Source organism: Vibrio sp. DW001 (genome assembly GCF_029016285.1).
Taxonomy (GTDB): Bacteria; Pseudomonadota; Gammaproteobacteria; order Enterobacterales; family Vibrionaceae; genus Vibrio.
In genome coordinates this window covers 3673354-3693062 of record NZ_CP091975.1, presented here as the reverse complement: position 1 = coordinate 3693062, position 19709 = coordinate 3673354, and the positions used below count along the sequence as shown (strand labels likewise).

Genomic DNA, 19709 nt, shown 5'->3' with positions numbered 1-19709 from the left:
CAATTCGTTGTTATTTCGCGTAAGCGAAACCCTTTGGGGTTGTATGGTTAAGTGACTAAGCGTACACGGTGGATGCCTTGGCAGTCAGAGGCGATGAAGGACGTATTAACTTGCGATAAGCGTAGATAAGGCAGTAAAAGCCACTTGAGTCTACGATTTCCGAATGGGGAAACCCACTAGCAAAAGCTAGTATTATTAACTGAATACATAGGTTAATAAGGCAAACCCGGGGAACTGAAACATCTAAGTACCCGGAGGAGTAGAAATCAACCGAGATTCCGAAAGTAGCGGCGAGCGAAATTGGATTAGCCCTTAAGCTTTTAATGATGCAGGTGAAGATTCTGGAAAGTATCGCGATACAAGGTGATAGCCCTGTAACCGACACATCATTTTAAGTGAAAACGAGTAAGGCGGGACACGTGATATCCTGTTTGAATATGGGGGGACCATCCTCCAAGGCTAAATACTACTGACTGACCGATAGTGAACCAGTACCGTGAGGGAAAGGCGAAAAGAACCCCTGTGAGGGGAGTGAAATAGAACCTGAAACCGTGTACGTACAAGCAGTAGGAGCAGGCATTGCGTCCTGTGACTGCGTACCTTTTGTATAATGGGTCAGCGACTTATATTTAGTAGCAAGGTTAACCGTATAGGGGAGCCGTAGGGAAACCGAGTCTTAACTGGGCGTCGAGTTGCTAGGTATAGACCCGAAACCAGGTGATCTAGCCATGGGCAGGTTGAAGGTTGAGTAACATCAACTGGAGGACCGAACCGACTAATGTTGAAAAATTAGCGGATGACTTGTGGCTAGGGGTGAAAGGCCAATCAAACCTGGAGATAGCTGGTTCTCCCCGAAAGCTATTTAGGTAGCGCCTCGGACGAATACTACTGGGGGTAGAGCACTGTTAAGGCTAGGGGGTCATCCCGACTTACCAACCCTTTGCAAACTCCGAATACCAGTAAGTACTATCCGGGAGACACACGGCGGGTGCTAACGTCCGTCGTGGAGAGGGAAACAACCCAGACCGCCAGCTAAGGTCCCAAAGTATAGCTAAGTGGGAAACGATGTGGGAAGGCTCAGACAGCCAGGATGTTGGCTTAGAAGCAGCCATCATTTAAAGAAAGCGTAATAGCTCACTGGTCGAGTCGGCCTGCGCGGAAGATGTAACGGGGCTAAGCTATACACCGAAGCTGCGGCAATGTAATTTATTATGTTGGGTAGGGGAGCGTTCTGTAAGCCGTTGAAGGTGGACTGTAAGGTCTGCTGGAGGTATCAGAAGTGCGAATGCTGACATGAGTAACGATAATGGGAGTGAAAAACTCCCACGCCGGAAGACCAAGGGTTCCTGTCCAACGTTAATCGGGGCAGGGTAAGTCGACCCCTAAGGCGAGGCCGAAAGGCGTAGTCGATGGGAAACGGGTTAATATTCCCGTACTTCTTATAATTGCGATGGGGGGACGGAGAAGGCTAGGTGAGCCTGGCGATGGTAGTCCAGGTTCAAGGGTGTAGGCTAATTTCTTAGGTAAATCCGGGAAATTGTTAGGCTGAGACCCGATGTCGAGTCACTACGGTGATGAAGTCATTGATGCCATGCTTCCAGGAAAAGCCTCTAAGCTTCAGATTATAAGAAATCGTACCCCAAACCGACACAGGTGGTCGGGTAGAGAATACCAAGGCGCTTGAGAGAACTCGGGTGAAGGAACTAGGCAAAATGGTACCGTAACTTCGGGAGAAGGTACGCTCTTGACGGTGAAATCCCTTGCGGATGGAGCTATCGGGAGTCGCAGATACCAGGTGGCTGCAACTGTTTATTAAAAACACAGCACTGTGCAAAATCGTAAGATGACGTATACGGTGTGACGCCTGCCCGGTGCCGGAAGGTTAATTGATGGGGTTAGTCTTCGGACGAAGCTCTTGATCGAAGCCCCGGTAAACGGCGGCCGTAACTATAACGGTCCTAAGGTAGCGAAATTCCTTGTCGGGTAAGTTCCGACCTGCACGAATGGCGTAATGATGGCCACGCTGTCTCCACCCGAGACTCAGTGAAATTGAAATCGCTGTGAAGATGCAGTGTACCCGCGGCTAGACGGAAAGACCCCGTGAACCTTTACTACAGCTTGGCACTGAACATTGACCCTACATGTGTAGGATAGGTGGGAGACTTTGAAACTTCGTCGCTAGATGGAGTGGAGTCGACCTTGAAATACCACCCTTGTATGCTTGATGTTCTAACGTCGGCCCCTTATCGGGGTTGCGGACAGTGCCTGGTGGGTAGTTTGACTGGGGCGGTCTCCTCCCAAAGAGTAACGGAGGAGCACGAAGGTGGGCTAAACACGGTTGGACATCGTGTGGTTAGTGCAATGGCATAAGCCCGCTTGACTGCGAGAATGACAATTCGAGCAGGTGCGAAAGCAGGTCATAGTGATCCGGTGGTTCTGAATGGAAGGGCCATCGCTCAACGGATAAAAGGTACTCCGGGGATAACAGGCTGATACCGCCCAAGAGTTCATATCGACGGCGGTGTTTGGCACCTCGATGTCGGCTCATCACATCCTGGGGCTGAAGTCGGTCCCAAGGGTATGGCTGTTCGCCATTTAAAGTGGTACGCGAGCTGGGTTTAGAACGTCGTGAGACAGTTCGGTCCCTATCTGCCGTGGGCGTTGGAAGATTGAAAGGGGCTGCTCCTAGTACGAGAGGACCGGAGTGGACGAACCACTGGTGTTCGGGTTGTCATGCCAATGGCATTGCCCGGTAGCTAAGTTCGGAATCGATAAGCGCTGAAAGCATCTAAGCGCGAAGCGAGCCTTGAGATGAGTCTTCCCTGGCACTTTACGTGTCCTAAAGGGTTGTTCGAGACTAGAACGTTGATAGGCAGGGTGTGTAAGCGTTGTGAGGCGTTGAGCTAACCTGTACTAATTGCCCGTGAGGCTTAACCATACAACACCCAAGGGGTTTTGTGGACTCAATGTAAGAACATTGAATGTGTGAAAACTTTTATTTAAGTCAGTAATCCAGATTATTAAAGTTTTCTATCGTGATAGGAAGCTTGACCAAATTTGCTTGGCGACCATAGCGTTGTGGACCCACCTGAACCCATGCCGAACTCAGAAGTGAAACGCAACAGCGCCGATGGTAGTGTGGGGTCTCCCCATGTGAGAGTAGGACATCGCCAGGTTTTAACATCGTTTTTATCTTTTTTAGGAAAGATAAAGGCAAAAACTAGTCAAAGCTAAATGTTATAAGACTTTGATTATTAACAAAATTTCGGAGGGATGGCTGAGTGGTCGAAAGCACCGGTCTTGAAAACCGGCAAGGGTTTGTAGCCCTTCTAGAGTTCAAATCTCTATCCCTCCGCCACTATCTAAGCCCTAGTCGAAAGACTGGGGCTTTTTTTATGTCATAAATTCCTCGAGAATACATTTCTATCCGATAAACTTGTGATGACTATGTTATGAATACTTGCCATCGTATGCATAACCGTCTCTACGCAGATATATAATGCTACACGCTCCTGTATTGCCCCTGTCATGCTTTTGGATAGCTTATAAGGTAGTTTCCTTTATGTAGCACTGAAAAAGCAGTTAAAGTGTCTTAAGAGGTTTTTGATGGATAGATATGATTAAGGTTGAAGGAAATCTATTCCTATAGAAATGAAGAGACGTAGTGGCAATAACAGGCGTTAAAGTCACTACTATATCTTTGGGTAAGTGTTAGGTCATACACATTGAGGCTTATTACATTAATAACAGATTTGGTTTCTACCATTATCTTTCGCTCGGAATAGGGCTTTGTCGGCGGTACCCAGCATTTTTTCGTAGATCTCTGAGGGAGTAAGATCGATTCCAGCGATGCTCTTCTCACCAAACGTAGAAACACCAACACTTATGGTTACTGGACCAGAGTTGGTTGTAACACATTCCTCAACGCCCATCCGTAATCTTTCAGCTGCGAGTTGTGCCTCTCTATGATTGGAATTGAACATGAGCACGATAAATTCATCACCACCAAATCGACCTATGATGTCACTGTCTCTGGCTACCTTTCGCAGTGTATTGGAGACATCTAAAAGGATTTTATCTCCTTCAAGGTGGCCGAGAGCGTCGTTAATTACTTTAAAATTATCTACGTCGACCATCGCTAAAGATATTGGCATATGTTCTCTAGCCGCGATTAAAAGTTGTTGCTCAAAGATCTCCGCGAAGGCAAATCGATTGTATAGAGAAGTATGAGGGTCATGCCTAGCGAGATTTTTTAGTTCTTCATTTCTGCGTTTTAAATCTTCTTCCGTTTCTTTTAACTGTGTGACATCGGTGTGAGCGCCAAGAATACGTATCGCTTTACCATTTTTATCCCTTAGAGCGAACCCTCGACATCTTACCCATACGGTTGAACCATCTTTATGTTTATATCTGACAATTTGATTATACGGATGAGCTGGGTTCTCACAATGAAGTTTAAAATTGTTTAATGCTTGCTCCATATCTTCTTGATTGATGACTTCACACCAGTCCGAGAGTAAATGTTGTTTACTGGTTGGGTCATAGCCCAACACCTTCCAGAAGTTGTCGCTCATCCATTTATGTTCTTGGTTCTCTAAATCCCAGAAAAATACACCATCAAGACAGCTGGTTTGCAAGAACTGGAATATAGCAGGATCTTGCGCTAGTGTTTTTTGCAGCTCTTTTTCTAGATAGTGCGGTTCTGTTTTTTCCATTATTCAGGCTCTTTATGTAATTCTCTATTTATACTAGCTATAAAAACTATCAAAGTAATAAGAAACCGTTCTTTTTGTTCAAATTCTTTGATTGAAGCAATAGAACAACAAAGTAAGTGTATTTACGATGCAGGATTGTAGAAATTGGATTTAGGTATTTATGTCTTGAGATCGATAAGATCGCTATACTAAATACAGAAGTTCACTCACATTTTCAATCTCTATATCAGGAAGAACTCTTGCTTGGTGGTGTTCCGCAATAGGATTCATTGACGTGTTAATCCAGCATGTTGAGAAGCCACATTTTTTAGCTCCACTGACATCCGAAATTAGATGGTCACCAACGTGCAAAATTTGTTCTTGAGGGAGGCCTAGGTGGTCTCTCGCAGTCAAAAACATGTCTGGGTAAGGCTTTGAACGTCCATCTGGTCCCGCTTTTAACACCAAATCGAAATACTGGCTCAGGCCTATCTGATGCACATCAACATTGCCATTAGTGATGGCTATTAATGGGAACTTTTCTTTCAATGCTTGCAGTGTTTGATGTGATTCAAAGGGGACATCGACCTGATTACGCAACCATAAAGCGTGCTCTATTCCATCTTCTGATGCTTTTTCAGCTTTTAGGTTATCGTAACCCAATTGCTTTAAACCCTGTTCGATCTGTGTTTTCCGCCAGAGAGTCATGTCATGCTTAAGTTCTGGGCAAGTCTCAGCTAATTGAAGTTTTAATTCCTTCCATTGCTGCAACGATAGTTGAGCTGAGATTGGATGGTACTGATGCAGCCAAATGGCCATTTCACTTTCTACTTTACGTATTACTGGATGATTGTCATATAACGTATCATCTAGATCAAAACTAAGTGCTTTTATTGAATTTAAACGTCGATATACCTTCATCATTTCTCTTTTTTCTTGAAAGCTCTAGGGTGCGCTTTGTCATACTCTTGAGCTAGGTGTTGAAAATTTAGGTGAGTGTAAACTTGAGTCGTAGAAATGTTCTCATGTCCAAGCAGTTCTTGAACGGCACGCAAGTTGCCACTTGACTCTAGTATATGAGTGGCAAATGAGTGACGCAGTTTATGCGGGCTAATATGGCTAGACACACCCTGCTTTAATCCCCATTGCGCCATTCGTTTTTGGACGTTTCTAGATGATATACGCCCACCTAATTTCGAAATAAATAACGCGGATTCATCTTGCTTTAATAACATTGGGCGAAGCGCGAGCCACTTATTTACCCATTGTTTAGCGTACCCGGAAAATGGGACTTTACGTTCTTTATCGCCCTTTCCTATGACTCGAATCTCTCCGTTACCGTTGCTGATGTCTCTTATATCCAAGTTAATCAATTCAGCAAGACGGATGCCTGTTCCATACATCAGTTCCATCATAGCTCTGTCACGAACAGACAATGGGTCGGTTTCATCTACGGCTAATAACAGATCAACTTGATCCACATCGAGATTTTTTGGTAACGTTTTTTGTCGTTTTGGTGCGGCAACACCTCTCGCTGGATTGGCGTTAAGTTCACCACGTAAGACTAAGAAATCAAAAAAACTCCGTAGAGAAGAGAGGCGTGTAGCAAGACTGCTCGACTTCATTCCTTGGCGCATACCTTTACTAGCAACTTGACGAACCCACGCGGCATCAACTTGTTGCCAATCTTGCAAACCGAGTTCAAATAGTTGCTCTGTGACAATTTGTAGTTGTTTTTTGTAATTGTTTTGAGTATGCAAACTGAGCCCTTTCTCACTTCTTAAATATTGATAGAAGCGTTCAAGAGGCTCAATAAGTTGTTCAGGCAGACGTGTGGTTAAGGACATTGTTGGTTAGCCCATTATTTTCCCATTCAAGAGTAGAAACTAGATGAGAAATGACCGTTGCAAGATGACGCAAAAATAGAGTGTCCATACTAGGTTGGAAGTGACCACCATCACTACTAGAAAAGGCGATGACACCAAGTGGCTTCGATTTTTCTAAAGGTAATATGGCAAATGAACCTAGTTCAGGGCAGCGATCATGGTTAAACAATAGATCACGATCTGCTTTTTTTAGTCTACCAAGGTAAGCTGTCTTACCATTGAAATGATTGGTCGAAAATCGTTGCCAGTTCTCCATATTAATATGGTGTTTGAGGTTATCACAATGTAACAATTTTAAATAAGCCGTAAGAGAGAGTGCTTTTGAAAACTGATTAATGGCATCAACAACCTGAGACAAAGTATGACACTTGAGAATGGTTTCCTGAAGGCTCATAAACTGATGAAAATGTTGGCCGTTGTTAGCTGCCATTGACATTAATTCGGTGATCTCTTCCTCGAGGTCAGCGATTTTCTCTCTCTGCCTTCTTAGCTTTATTTCAACCAACGAGACCGTGCCTTCTTGATGTACAGGAAGTGACATCAGCTCAGTGAGCTCTTGTCTTTCCCTGAAAAAGTCAGGATGGTCACGTAAATATTGAGCAACAACCTCAGCGGTCATCGCATCTGCTTCGCTTAAAGACAAATTTTTTCCTCTGTCATATTGCTATTTAGCACGTTAATTGACCATCAAATACATGGATAGCAGGTCCGGTCATATAAAGAGGATGTCCCGGTCCTTTCCACTTAATGACAAGATCACCACCAGGAAGATGGACCTTTACTTCTTCGTCTAAGGATTCTTGATATATACCGACGGCCACCGCAGCACAAGCACCGCTACCACAAGCTAAGGTCTCTCCAGCCCCTCTTTCATAGACTCTAAGGTTTATCTCACCTCTATCTATAATTTGCATAAAGCCAGCATTCACTCTCTCAGGAAAGCGCTCGTATGATTCAAGTAGAGGACCGAGTGTTTCAATATCAGCTGTTTGAATATCATCAACTGGTGTCACGACATGAGGATTCCCCATGCTTACCGCACCACAAAATAGCGTCTGCTCATTGACCCGAATGATGTAGGTTTTCTCAGCTTGTTTAGCTTTGAATGGAATTTTGTTAGGTTCAAATATTGGTTCGCCCATATTCACAGTAACAAAGTCATCCTCTTCAATATTCAGCACCATTTTACCTTTTTTGGTGCTCACGTTAATATTGAATTTATTGGTTAGACCTTTCATTCGAACAAATCGTGCAAAGCATCGTGCACCGTTACCACACTGTTCTACTTCACTACCGTCAGCATTAAAAATGCGGTAGTGAAAATCGGATTCAGGATCATAAGGCGCTTCAACGACGAGTAATTGGTCGAAGCCAACACCGGTGTTTCGATTCGCCAAACGACGGATGAGATCTGGGGAAAAGAAAATATTCTGCGTAATGCAATCTACGACCATAAAGTCGTTGCCCAGACCGTGCATTTTAGAGAAATGGAAATGCATACTTTCTAGCTACTCCGGTAAAATGTGTTCATCACGCCAAAGGTCAATATACTCTTCACGTTTACGAACTAGATGTACTTTATCCCCGTCGACCATTACTTCCGCAGCTCGTCGACGAGCGTTATAATTTGAAGACATTGAGAAGCCATATGCACCTGCAGATCTTATCGCCAACAGATCGCCCTGCTGTATTAATAGGTCTCGGTCTTTACCTAAAAAATCACCAGTCTCGCAAATAGGGCCGACTATATCGTATGCTATTGCTTCCCCTTTTCTAGGTGATACCGGCACTATATCTTGCCATGCTGAGTATAGCGCAGGACGCATTAAGTCGTTCATGGCTGCATCAACTACCGCAAAGTTTTTGAATTCAGTGTGCTTTAAGTATTCGACTTTTGTCAGGAGAATACCTGCGTTCGCAGCAATTGCGCGCCCCGGCTCAAAAATCAATTCAATATCTGGATGGTTAGTCAGGCGAGCTAACAACGCTTTTGCATAATCAGATGGTTGTGGTGGTAATTCATCTTTGTATACAACCCCAAGACCTCCACCAACGTCTAAATGCTCGATATGAATATTATCGGCAATCAGTTGATCGATCAGTGCCAATAGTCGGTCTGTCGCATCAATGAATGGTTCTATATCCGTGAGTTGAGAGCCAATGTGGCAATCTATACCTTGTACATTGAGATTTGGTAGGCTGTCTGCGAATCGATACACTTCTGATGCGCGATCAAATGCAATACCAAATTTATTATCTCGTAGACCGGTAGAAATGTAAGGATGCGTTTTCGCGTCGACATCTGGATTAATTCTAAGAGAGATTGGTGCAATCACGCCCATTTCAGCGGCAACAGCGTTTAGCCTCTCTAATTCAGGTTCAGATTCTACATTGAAGCACTTGATACTTAACTCAAGCGCTCTTCTCATCTCTTCAACCGTTTTTCCAACGCCAGAGAAGACGATTTTGGCAGGATCGCCACCTGCAGTTAACACGCGCTCTAGTTCACCACCAGAAACAATATCAAAGCCAGATCCCAAGCGCGCTAATGCGTTTAGCACACCCAAATTACCATTCGCCTTAACTGCGTAGCAGACAAGGTGAGGATGTTCGCCTACAGATTTATCAAACGCATTCCAGTGCCGTTCTAACGTCGCTCGGGAATAAATGTATAATGGGGTGCCAAATTGTTGTTCTAAAGCTTGCAGTGAAACTTCTTCAGCCCATAGTTGGCCATCATCCTGATAATTAAAATAATCCAATGTATTCTTTCCTTAACAAATTACGATTGCGTTTGTTCACTTTCTTGTGGCGCATCTTCTGGCATATAGAGTGATCCTGTATTTCCACAACCAGCTAAACTTAATGTTGATAACAAGCAGAGTCCCGCGATAATTTTTTTCATGGTGCAATTCGTGATTATTGATTCAATGCCCTCTATAATCGCACTACTAATAAGAAAAGCAATAGGATAGAGCAGGATGAATGATACTGAATATCATCAAATCGTCGATGAAGTGTTTAATCAATTGGAAGAGACTATTGATGATTCCGGTGCGGATATCGATTTTGAAATCATTGGAAATGTAATGAATTTAGAATTTAGTGATAGAAGTCAAATAGTTATTAATAAGCAAGAGCCAATGAAAGAGATCTGGTTGGCATCAAAATCAGGTGGTTTTCATTTTTCGTACATCGATGACAAATGGATCTGTTCAAAAACAGGTTCTGAGTTTTTCTCATTTGTGAAAAATGAATGTGGTAAGCACGCAGGTGAAGATATTGACTGGGATGAATAAAGACATTTTCTAATAATGCGAATCATTCATTCCTTATTTAATGGGAGTGAGTGAGGAGTGTTACATAATTCTTAGGCATTAACCGCTTTAGATGGCTTTGATTGAACGCAATTATCATTGCGGTACGGTGCAACGTAGCTATTGCTAGTGTCATCTTTAGGATGAATAATTTGATAATACTGTGGAAGGTTGAAGTTAATTAAACAGAGGTCTTCGCTCTCAGTACCATGACTAGAGGTATAGAAACGATTAACGTTATTTATCATGTCATCTTTACTGCCGTTAAACTGGTGGTAAACCTCTAAAGAGTTTTCTTCATCTAAAACATAGATGTTGAAACCATCAGCGGTATCTTCGAAAAAGAACTGAACCAAGCCTTCACTCGCAAAACTATCGACGACTGGTGGTAAATGATAGTCTCGTTCTTTATCAAGCATAGACAACGGAGAGCCGTTTAACTTATTGGTTGATATGCTGCGATAAAAATCTACCGAGTTTTCTAATTTCTGAACTGATACCCCTCTTCTTTCGAAGAATAGACCAAACATTTGATTTGCGACTTTGATCGCTTTGAATTTTCGATTTGTTTGTTCTTCTACTGGCTTCAAACGCATATCAATACATTCGGCAAGTAATTGGTAAACAGTATTACGAATGACGCCTCTTAAGTTTTTGCTATAGCAGAAAACATCAACCGACTCTGGTGGAACGGCATCTTGGTGCATTTTGCCCAGGATGGTTTTTAATGCATCTAATATGGCGGCATCACCGGTAAAGTGCATGGTTCTAACTTCATGCCAAGAGTTACGATATACCAAGTCAACGCTGCCAACTAAGCTTATGGCTTCTTCACCAAAACTAAATATGTCTACGTTCTTTACGTCAACTTTAAGTGAACGTGGAATATGTTGAGCGCTCGGATCATTTTCGAAGTTGATGAACATTGCCATTTGACTGATTTCACATGGACTGCCCAAAGCCTGCATAGAAGGCCGGCGTTTACGTAAAGAAAAAGTATTGCGTAAATCACTGACCATTTGATAGAACTTGTCTATATCAAGCTGTGCATCTTTCACTACCGAATTTAGTCGAGTAGATTCCGTAATTAATCCATTAAAAAATGACCATGCTACCAATTTACTTAAATATTCGTTGTGCTCAAGACTTTTGGAACCAATCAGTTTATTCGCAATAAGAGGTTGCTTATAGAGATACCACCCAGACGGGTTTGTACGTCCTTTTTGTACCTGAATAAAACTTAGATCGGGTTCATGAAGGTCCGGTGAAATCTGTGGGTTAAGTAACGTTACTTTCCCGGGAAGAACTTCAAAGGCGGCGTAGAGCTTTCTTGCTAATATGCTAATGTCTTGAGGGCTGATAGCGGACGTTATATCGTTGCGTCTAGCAAACTGTATTAGGTTACGATAGCTCAGCATTAGAGCGTCAAGTAATCCATCATGGACAACTTTTACCTGCTCTACTTTCCAGTTACGACGGTCATCTAATTCAGCAATGACGTTATGATCCCAATTCCAACTCTTAGTCATTTTACCCAGAATTTGACGACGCCACTCTACAGAGCCTGCACCTGGGGTACGAGAAAGTTTTTCATGGGTTTTAAGGTAGAAACAACGACGAACTAAGTCGAGACGAGTGTAATCTTGAATACGTTCTAGATAAGTAGTGACTTTATCGAGCATGAGATAATAGGAATCCATGCTATATAAATCAGGTTCATACGCAAAAAATCGACGTTTGCTATCGACACTCAAGAGTTGAGTATTTGGGTATTCCCAAGAATAGGCTTCTAAAAGAATGGCCTTTAATACTGATTTGTAAGGGGAATCGATACTTTTATATAACTGCCATAAGTTCGAACCAAAATATTCTTCCGCAGGAATTCGATTAAGCTCACCAAAGTCGATCCAATCATAGCAATTGATATGCCCTGTCTTACACAGTTGGTCAACGTACTCTTGATAACATTCCTCCATCTCGGGAGGTACGATTTGCCATAAAAGGCGTTGACCGGCTAACCGAACAGCAGAACGATAGAATTCATCAAGTAATAATAAGTGTTGAGAGGAACCGCAGTTATCGCCAGTCATCTCTTCGGAATGGTTGCTTCTGAAGCGTTCCTCATCCATCAAGAAAAAATTGGCCTCGATACCGTAGCCTTTAGCCCACTCAGTAATCAGCAAGCATTTATTGCCAAGATGAGAGCGTTCATCATCCCCCATTTCTGGTGACACACAAACCCATATATCGAGGTCACTTGATGTGCTTTGACCGATAGAAGATGTGCTGCCCATGGTGTATAGCCCTAATATATGAGCCTCGTTATCAGGCACTATAGGCTCTGATTGGGTAGCTGAAATTTGCGCGATAAACTGTGTCTGAATATCGTTTTCTTCTAAAGAATGGACACCGTATGGGACGGGTTTGTCATAATAGCCAGGAATAGCGGGATGGTTGTAATGAAGAAGGGTAGGAATAAGATTGAAAACTTGCTTGCCTTTTTGATCCATAATCGCCAACGCGCGCTCGATGCGCTGCTGATTCAGAGAGTCAATTCTACTGATTATTGTTTGGATATAAGCCTGCAAGGTGTATTCCTTGGTCTGATAAATTCTAGTTCTGTTTAGTTTTTATTCTATGTACGCTACAAAACGTGATCAATTTAACACTTTTAGCAAGCGAGGTAAAGAAATTACAATTAATATGCTTATTTCCAATCTGCTTGCTCGTCATTCATTTTAACCCTCAATCGAGAGTGTAGTAATATAGAGAGCACTAATATAAGTGTAACTTTTATTGAGATAAACATCACATATTTTTTGTCATTTAAGCAAGAAACAAGCACAATTTATCAGACCTTATAACAATCGATATATGTGACTTAGATTGGATGGTAGGATAATAAAATTATAGTCAATCAAAAAGTAAATATTCGGAATTTCCATGACAGATAACACTCCGGTAAGAATCGCTACTCGTAAGAGCCCCCTGGCTTTATGGCAAGCCTATTTTGTTAGAGATGCCTTGCAAGCCGCTCACCCTGGTCTAGAAGTCGAGTTGGTTACCATGGTGACTAAGGGTGACATCATTCTTGATTCCCCATTAGCAAAAATTGGCGGAAAAGGCCTTTTTGTTAAAGAGTTAGAAGTTGCTATGTTAGAAGGACGCGCCGATCTTGCTGTCCACTCAATGAAAGATGTACCAGTAGGTTTTCCTGAAGGTTTAGGTCTGGTCACTATTTGTAAGAGAGAAGACCCGAGAGATGCGTTCGTCTCAAATACTTATGGGTCTATTGATGAATTGCCGCTAGGTTCGATTGTCGGCACCTGTAGTTTACGCCGTCAATGTCAGCTTATGGAAGCTCGCCCAGATCTTGTTATCAAAGAATTACGCGGCAACGTAGGAACCCGGTTAGGTAAACTCGATGCCGGCGATTACGATGCAATTATTCTTGCTGCTGCGGGACTAAAGCGCCTTGAGTTAAAAGAACGAATTAGAAGTTATATCGAACCAGAGCAATCCTTACCAGCGGTTGGTCAAGGTGCCGTAGGAATTGAATGTCGAGTTGATGATGAGCGTATATTGAAGCTTTTGGAACCATTAAATCACGCAGATACAGCTGATAGAGTGCGTTGTGAACGCGCGATGAATCTAACTTTGGAAGGTGGTTGTCAGGTACCTATTGGTAGTTACTCTCTTTTAGACGGTGATCAGATTTGGTTACGCGCCTTAGTTGGAGAGCCAGACGGTAGCAAAATGGTTCGAGGAGAGATCCGCGGAAACCGTAAAGATGGAGAAACCTTAGGTGTCGAGCTTGCCAATCAGCTTCTCGCTGACGGAGCAAAAGAAATTTTAGAAAAGCTGTATAGCGACCACGAATAAGTATGGTCGTATTAATAACTAGGCCTAGCCCAGACGGAGAAGCGCTTTGTGATGCGCTTTCTTCTTGTGGTATCCAAGTTATTTATCAGCCTTTGATTCAATTTTCCAAGGGTAAGGACAGTTATCGCCTCCACAAGGTATTAAAAAATTCTGATTTGGTTATTGCGGTAAGTAAACCCGCGGTTGAATGGGCTAGCAGAGTATTGCAATCTGAAATGCAAACATGGCCCGATTCCACTTGTTATTTTGCCATTGGTCAAAAAACGGCTGATAAACTCAGCGAAGTTACCGCTCAGAAAGTACACTATCCGCAAGTGAGCGATAGTGAGCATTTATTGAAACTACCTGTGCTATCAACGCTTATCAATACCAAAGTGACAATATTGAGAGGCAATGGTGGAAGGGAATTAATTCGCGATGAATTACTTAAAAGAGGCGCTAGAGTTGAGTATTGTGAAGTATACCAACGTCAAACGCTTCCATTTGACGGACACTCTAGTGTTAAGAATTGGAAAAAAAATAACGTTGACCATATAGTATTGACGAGTGGAGAACAGTTGGACTATTTCTTCAACATGATCCCCAATAATGAGCATAATTGGCTTTTTGAGCAAAAGCTTATCGTGCCAAGCAATAGAATTGCAACGTTAGCTCGAAGGCTTGGGTTTCATGAAGTAGCGGTTTCGGGTAGTGCATCCAACCCCGATTTAGTCGCTGTTATTCAACAGCAATGCACAACAGGACAAGTACATGACAAATAAAAAAAACGGGCAAACAGAACCTGAAAACAACGAACTTCAGTCAAATGATACGGCGTTGAAAGACACGTCTGTAAAAGTAAAAAAGAAGTCGGAAACCTCTTCTGAAACCTTGGACGAGGGTAAGAAAGCACAGGGCGGTGTCGACTCTACCTCTTCAAAAAGGACTTTTGACGATCAGCCTGTAAAAAGTGACGAAGGTAATGTTCTAATCGATCCGGTTCAATTTGAAGAAAAACAAGGCAAACGAGGCGTTAAGCTTGGCACTTTGGCCATCGTTATTTCTATTTTATTTGCTGGTGGTGCTGCTTTTGTATTCAATCAGCAGAATGTTCAACATCAATCCCAACTTGCTCAACTAGAAGCGCAAATAAATAGTATGAGTAATCAGATTGAGCAGCGACTCTCTTCAACAGAAGCGTTAGCCGCGGCAAAAGCAGATGAAGCATACAACAAAGCAGATACAGCGATTACTCAGCAGCACGAAAGTATCAAAAGTCTACAAGTTGCTCTAGCCGATGTAGCGGGTAGAAGACCAAACGATTGGCTTTTAGCGGAATCTGACTACTTAGTGAAACTAGCGGGAAGAAAGCTATTTTTAGAAAAAGATGTGGTGAGTGCGACTCAATTGATGGAGAGTGCTGATCAACGAATCTCTCTGCTCAATGACCCGAGTTTAATGCCATTACGTAAAGAAATGGCAAAAGATATTACCACGCTTAAATCAGTTCCATTAATTGATAAAGATGGATTGGTATTGAGGCTAATTAGCCTGCAACAACAAATTGATACTTTACCGTTAGCGAATGCGATTTTACCGGAAGTGCCTATTGTAGAGAGCAAGAAGGTATCAACGGATATTTATGACTGGCAAGACAATTTATTGACCTCATTAACGGATTTTTCTAAACAGTTTATTACCTTCCGTACCCGTGAAGGCAATGTAATCCCGCTTCTCGCACCGAAACAGCATTATTACTTGAAAGAAAATGTGAAAGGTAAAATTGAGACAGCAATTCGTGCTGTTTACAATGAGAATCAAGCAATCTATCAAAGCTCATTGAAAACTGCAGATGAATGGACGATGCAGTTTTTTAAACTAGATGATCCTGCAGTAGTGCAGTTTAACAAGTCTATTCAGCAGCTTTCTGGTCAAAATATCGAGGTTAAGTATCCTATTAAACTCGTGTCGCAAAAAGCACTTCAAGATGTTATTAACGAGCGTCTTCGTCGTCAAGTTACCAGTATGACCATGGAGGACAAACAATGATTCGAATGATTTTCCTCTTTGCGACACTTGGAATAGGGCTTTTTGTCGGTACCCAGTTTGCTGGGCAACAAGGCTATGTTCTGATTTCCATTGCTGACACAACGATAGAAATGAGTGTGACAACGTTAGTTATTTTTGTTATTGGTATTTTAGCGGCACTATTTGGTTTGGAATACTTGATCAAAAAAATGTTGAATATGAGCAGTACTACATGGAACTGGTTCAGTGTTCGTAAGCTTAAGCGAGCTCGTCGAAATACGAACGAAGGTATTGTGAAGCTGCTAGAAGGTGACTGGCAAGCGGCGGAGAAAAAAGTAATTCGTTGGGCGAACCATCATGATATGCCATTACTGTGTTATTTAATCGCGTCAGAAGCGGCTCAAGAGATGGGTGATGACAACAAACGGGACAAATATTTACAGTTAGCGCAGCAGCAAGATAACTCTACATTAGCGGTCGAGTTAACTAAGGCTCGCCAACAGGTTCGTGAACGAAATTTTGAGCAATCATTTATTACCTTATCTAACTTAGAAAGCGCTCATGCTTCAAATTCGATGGTACTGAATCTGCTTAAGATTACTTATATTAACCTAGAACATTGGGCGCTTTTATTAGAAATCTTACCTAGGCTAGTTAAGGCTAAGCTTATTGATTCGGAAGAACAGTCTAAGCTTTCTAAACAGGCTCAATGTGGTCTGATCATAGAGGTTGCTCAATCGAAAGGCTCCGAAGGTGCGATTGCACTTTGGAATAGCTTTCCTCGTAAGGCTCGCCATGATGAAGAAATCGTTGTATGTTTAGCAATGCAATTGATAGAGCGACAAGCGGATTCTGAAGCCTATAGCTTGGTCGTGGAGTCACTCAAGAAGCAGCATAACGATGCTTTAATCCAGCTAATACCAACCATGAATTTAGCCGATAATTATCCCGCCATTGTGATGTTGCAAGGGCTTATCAAGAAAAATTCAGAAGATGCCGTTGCCCATAGCGTAATAGCTAGAGTGTATATGACGAATGAAAAGTGGATTGAAGCGCAGCAACATCTAGAAAAAGCGCTTTCGATTAGAGCGGATGTATCGGATTATTCTGCCTTAGCGACGGTTCTGGAAAAACAAGATCTTACTCATGCGGCAAATGATGTTTCGAGACAGGCGTTGACGTTGATCAGTGCCAAATAAAGACAATTTAGCGCGAAATAACGATATAAAAAAACCAGCGTAAGCTGGTTTTTTTATATTCACATATTGCCGATTAGGTAATATGCTTGTGACCGCTTTTGTCGGCTTTAAATATCGCCAAATAGTAGTGAAAAAAGGCATCTAATTTATCAGCATTTTTTGATTCATTAGATAACCTCAATAATTCACATGCTGTTTCACATGTACATAAGTGACCACTATCTTGATTACGTCGTAATGAGTAGTTTGAACTTACTATTCCCGATAACTTCATCATTGTTAGGGTCTGCAACCATGGGCTCTTTCGTATCATTTTATTTGCTTCCTGCCATGTTGAATCTAAGATGATAAACAGAGGTGGTTTCTCGTTTATATTGATGATTCGATCGTCAAGAATAGTACTTTTATCGCTGGGGAATAGCAGTATCGGTTTAAAGTTATTGCTGCTGATAAGCTCGATTAGTTCTTGTGGTGGTGTGACTCTATCCCACGTAAACCTGAGTGTTTCAGGCAAGCTTTTTGAAACCAATTTACCTGTATTCGTTTCACGCCTTATCTCGTTGGGATGCATTAATAATGCTATGTTAACCTTGCTTTCAAGGTGCGGAGTCTCTTCGCATAGGCAATTAAACTTAAAACCGCAATTTAGGCACGGTTTTAATTGTGATTCTATTTGGGACATTCTATGGCTTGTCTCTATAAAGTGTTAAGCCACCATTTGCGATAGGGTACACATTGCCATTCACTTTTTCGTGCGTAGCTACTATCTGGTTGCCTTGCAGTGTAAATAGGCGCTCAGCGACTATCCGCTGTCCTTGATGGTGTGTCGTCACCACTTGAACCTGCTCATCATTCAATTGCTGCCAATAACCAGATTCTTGGATTGGTAAGCCAACCGCGTAGGAATAAGTGGTTGTAGCCGTATGATCAGAAGATAATTTTAGTTCAATACTAAATCCAGTTGATTTAGTACTTGTTGCAACATAGCGGTTGACCCATTTTAATGTGGCATCTTTGTTCGCCAAGGTTGCGCAACCTTGTTTTTCTTCATTTTTATCATTAAACGTCGCGCTCCAGCCATAGATACTGTCGCTCATCGAGTCATTACACATTGCTTTCGTAATAGTAAGTTGCCCCTGTCCAAAATGATATTTACGTTCTGTCGGGGTTAAACGAGTAGATGAGAGTGAAAACCCTCTCTCATCAGCGCCAAATTGCTGGTAACGTGTTTTATCATCGCTAAACTCCATTGACCAGTATGGCTCGTTGCCAAAAGCTTTTGTTGAGCGAAATGGTTGATCACAACGCTTGGTATTTTCTGTTGTGATGAAATTAATTCCTGAAACGACGAATCGAGCCGAAAAGTCGTGATCGAATCCGGTGTCAGATGTCCCTTCAAGGTGACCGATCATTTCTGCATACATAGGCTGATATGCTTCACGGCTAAGCCCCATGGCTTCATTAAATGATTCAGTTCCCATATCTACCCAATATTGCTGGTTACTGCCGCAAGGAATGAAACTTCGAGTTTCATGACCGACGGTGAGGATTCCTCTCATAATAAACGTAGGCGCTTTAGGCGTCTCGGCCTCCCCGCTAAGAGAAATCTGCGTTTTATTCTTTTGTGAAGGAACGGATGTTTCCGATGAGGAAGAGCAAGCCTGAATGAGACCAACGAATACCAGTAATATTGAAATAGGTAATAATTTCATAAAGTAAATCCATCTAACTACGTTTCAATCATTATGTCATAACTATTAAAAAAGGTAGCGAAATTGCTACCTTTAATCAAATATAAGACATTGAATTAAAACAAGTGCTCATTCAGATACTGGGCAACGGCGTGATCTTTATGGGAACCGATAATCTCATTATTGGGCAATGCTTGTTTTACCTTTTCGTGAGAAGTTTCCATCACAAGGCCTTTGCCGGCCATCGATAGCATTTCAACATCATTCATTCCATCGCCAAAAGCGATACAATTTTCAAGCGTGGATCCTATTGAATGAGCAATCGCTTCTAATGCAGCCCCCTTGGATACACCATCTGCCATCACTTCTAAACAGGTAGGCGTCGAAAAGGCAATATTCACTCGACCCTTAAATTTTGCATTCAGTTCATCTTCAAACTGGGTTAAGTATTCGTGATCTGGGTAAACAAAGAAAAGTTTGGCAATACCTGTCGTGGGCATATTGTCTGCATCTAGAAGCGTGTACTGAAACCCCGAATCTTTATGAAATTTCTTGATGTCGTCATCTTCTCTGTTGGTTAGCCAATGGTCATTTTGATAGACATGTATGCGAATTTTTGGATCTTTTTTGATGATATCAGCAATGGGCTGAACAAGTTCTTCATCTACGTTCTTGCTGTACATTAACTCGTCATTTTGATTGTGTACACGAGCGCCATTTGACGTGATCATGAAGGCTGGTATACCTGCTTGCTCACGAATTTGAGCGACATCCACATGGTGACGGCCTGTTGCAAAAACGAAGGTAAAACCTTTTGAATGCAGCTCTTGGAGTGTTTTTTTACTGAAGTCACTTAATTGGTGATCGGGAGCGAGAAGGGTGCCATCTAGATCAGAGGCGACAATTTGAAACTGTGTATCGTTTAGTCGGTTCATACAACTCTCTATTAATTAATTATTTGACTCTAGCGGCAGGTAGTTTAGGGTAAAATAGAGATGAAAAAGAGGGTAAAATTGTTAATCTTCTTTTCCCT

Annotated in this window: 15 protein-coding genes, 1 tRNA gene, 2 rRNA genes and 1 pseudogene; 8 read left to right on the top strand and 11 right to left on the bottom strand. The window is 42.2% G+C overall.

Annotated features, from left to right (window positions below; translation table 11 throughout):
* Positions 1-45 precede the first annotated feature (45 nt).
* The 3 genes from L3V77_RS16905 (at position 46) to L3V77_RS16895 (ending at position 3358) form a co-directional block, all read left to right on the top strand.
* Positions 46-2938 (top strand): 23S ribosomal RNA (locus L3V77_RS16905).
* A 122-nt stretch (positions 2939-3060) separates the two neighbouring features.
* Positions 3061-3176, top strand: a 5S ribosomal RNA gene (rrf, locus tag L3V77_RS16900).
* 91 nt (positions 3177-3267) lie between these two features.
* Positions 3268-3358: transfer RNA gene (locus tag L3V77_RS16895), tRNA-Ser, on the top strand.
* 382 nt (positions 3359-3740) lie between these two features.
* Here the strand turns inward: L3V77_RS16895 and L3V77_RS16890 are convergent.
* From L3V77_RS16890 to L3V77_RS16860, 7 genes and pseudogenes are all read right to left on the bottom strand, one after another.
* Entirely contained in the window at positions 3741-4715 is a 975-nt protein-coding gene (locus tag L3V77_RS16890; RefSeq protein WP_275135148.1) for a sensor domain-containing diguanylate cyclase, read from the bottom strand.
* A gap of 183 nt (positions 4716-4898) precedes the next feature.
* The gene (gene yigB, locus L3V77_RS16885) at positions 4899-5615 is read right to left on the bottom strand and encodes a 5-amino-6-(5-phospho-D-ribitylamino)uracil phosphatase YigB (protein WP_275136803.1); all 717 of its coding nucleotides are present in this window, start codon (positions 5613-5615) and stop codon (positions 4899-4901) included.
* Positions 5615-6541, bottom strand: a complete 927-nt coding sequence (gene xerC, locus L3V77_RS16880; protein ID WP_275135147.1) for a tyrosine recombinase XerC — start codon at positions 6539-6541, stop codon at positions 5615-5617. Before xerC ends, yigB begins: the two co-directional genes overlap by 1 nt.
* Positions 6516-7223: a DUF484 family protein gene (locus L3V77_RS16875; RefSeq protein ID WP_275135146.1), complete on the bottom strand. Its 708-nt coding sequence runs from the start codon at positions 7221-7223 to the stop codon at positions 6516-6518. The genes xerC and L3V77_RS16875 overlap by 26 nt, the downstream gene beginning before the upstream one ends.
* Positions 7224-7248: 25 nt before the next feature.
* Positions 7249-8079: a diaminopimelate epimerase gene (dapF, locus tag L3V77_RS16870; protein WP_275135145.1), complete on the bottom strand. Its 831-nt coding sequence runs from the start codon at positions 8077-8079 to the stop codon at positions 7249-7251.
* A gap of 9 nt (positions 8080-8088) precedes the next feature.
* Positions 8089-9342: a diaminopimelate decarboxylase gene (gene lysA / locus L3V77_RS16865; protein WP_275135144.1), complete on the bottom strand. Its 1254-nt coding sequence runs from the start codon at positions 9340-9342 to the stop codon at positions 8089-8091.
* A 20-nt stretch (positions 9343-9362) separates the two neighbouring features.
* Positions 9363-9582: pseudogene (locus tag L3V77_RS16860) on the bottom strand (lipoprotein).
* Here L3V77_RS16860 and cyaY point away from each other — a divergent pair.
* Positions 9562-9879 (top strand): iron donor protein CyaY, encoded by a 318-nt coding sequence (cyaY, locus tag L3V77_RS16855; protein ID WP_275135143.1) that lies wholly within the window; start codon positions 9562-9564, stop codon positions 9877-9879. The pseudogene L3V77_RS16860 and the gene cyaY overlap by 21 nt on opposite strands.
* Positions 9880-9950: 71 nt before the next feature.
* Here cyaY and L3V77_RS16850 read toward each other — a convergent pair whose 3' ends face one another.
* Positions 9951-12485, bottom strand: a complete 2535-nt coding sequence (locus tag L3V77_RS16850; RefSeq protein WP_275135142.1) for a class I adenylate cyclase — start codon at positions 12483-12485, stop codon at positions 9951-9953.
* 355 nt (positions 12486-12840) lie between these two features.
* Here L3V77_RS16850 and hemC point away from each other — a divergent pair, with 355 nt between their 5' ends.
* Genes hemC through L3V77_RS16830 form a run of 4 tightly spaced genes read left to right on the top strand, consistent with a single transcriptional unit; the run spans position 12841 to position 16985 of the window.
* Entirely contained in the window at positions 12841-13779 is a 939-nt protein-coding gene (hemC, locus tag L3V77_RS16845) for a hydroxymethylbilane synthase (RefSeq protein WP_275135141.1), read from the top strand.
* A 2-nt stretch (positions 13780-13781) separates the two neighbouring features.
* The gene (locus tag L3V77_RS16840) at positions 13782-14540 is read left to right on the top strand and encodes a uroporphyrinogen-III synthase (protein WP_275135140.1); all 759 of its coding nucleotides are present in this window, start codon (positions 13782-13784) and stop codon (positions 14538-14540) included.
* Complete coding sequence (locus L3V77_RS16835) at positions 14530-15807, top strand: uroporphyrinogen-III C-methyltransferase (protein WP_275135139.1); 1278 nt, start codon at positions 14530-14532, stop codon at positions 15805-15807. Before L3V77_RS16840 ends, L3V77_RS16835 begins: the two co-directional genes overlap by 11 nt.
* A complete protein-coding gene (locus L3V77_RS16830; RefSeq protein ID WP_275135138.1) occupies positions 15804-16985 on the top strand; it encodes a heme biosynthesis HemY N-terminal domain-containing protein in 1182 nt (393 codons plus the stop codon). Before L3V77_RS16835 ends, L3V77_RS16830 begins: the two co-directional genes overlap by 4 nt.
* Positions 16986-17058: 73 nt before the next feature.
* Here L3V77_RS16830 and L3V77_RS16825 read toward each other — a convergent pair whose 3' ends face one another.
* From L3V77_RS16825 to L3V77_RS16815, 3 genes are all read right to left on the bottom strand, one after another.
* A complete protein-coding gene (locus L3V77_RS16825; RefSeq protein WP_275135137.1) occupies positions 17059-17667 on the bottom strand; it encodes a DTW domain-containing protein in 609 nt (202 codons plus the stop codon).
* 1 nt (position 17668) lies between these two features.
* Positions 17669-18697, bottom strand: a complete 1029-nt coding sequence (locus L3V77_RS16820; RefSeq protein ID WP_275135136.1) for a hypothetical protein — start codon at positions 18695-18697, stop codon at positions 17669-17671.
* Between the two features lie 95 nt (positions 18698-18792).
* Positions 18793-19611, bottom strand: coding sequence for a Cof-type HAD-IIB family hydrolase (locus L3V77_RS16815; RefSeq protein ID WP_275135135.1), 819 nt, complete (start codon positions 19609-19611; stop codon positions 18793-18795).
* Between the last annotated feature and the right edge of the window lie 98 nt (positions 19612-19709).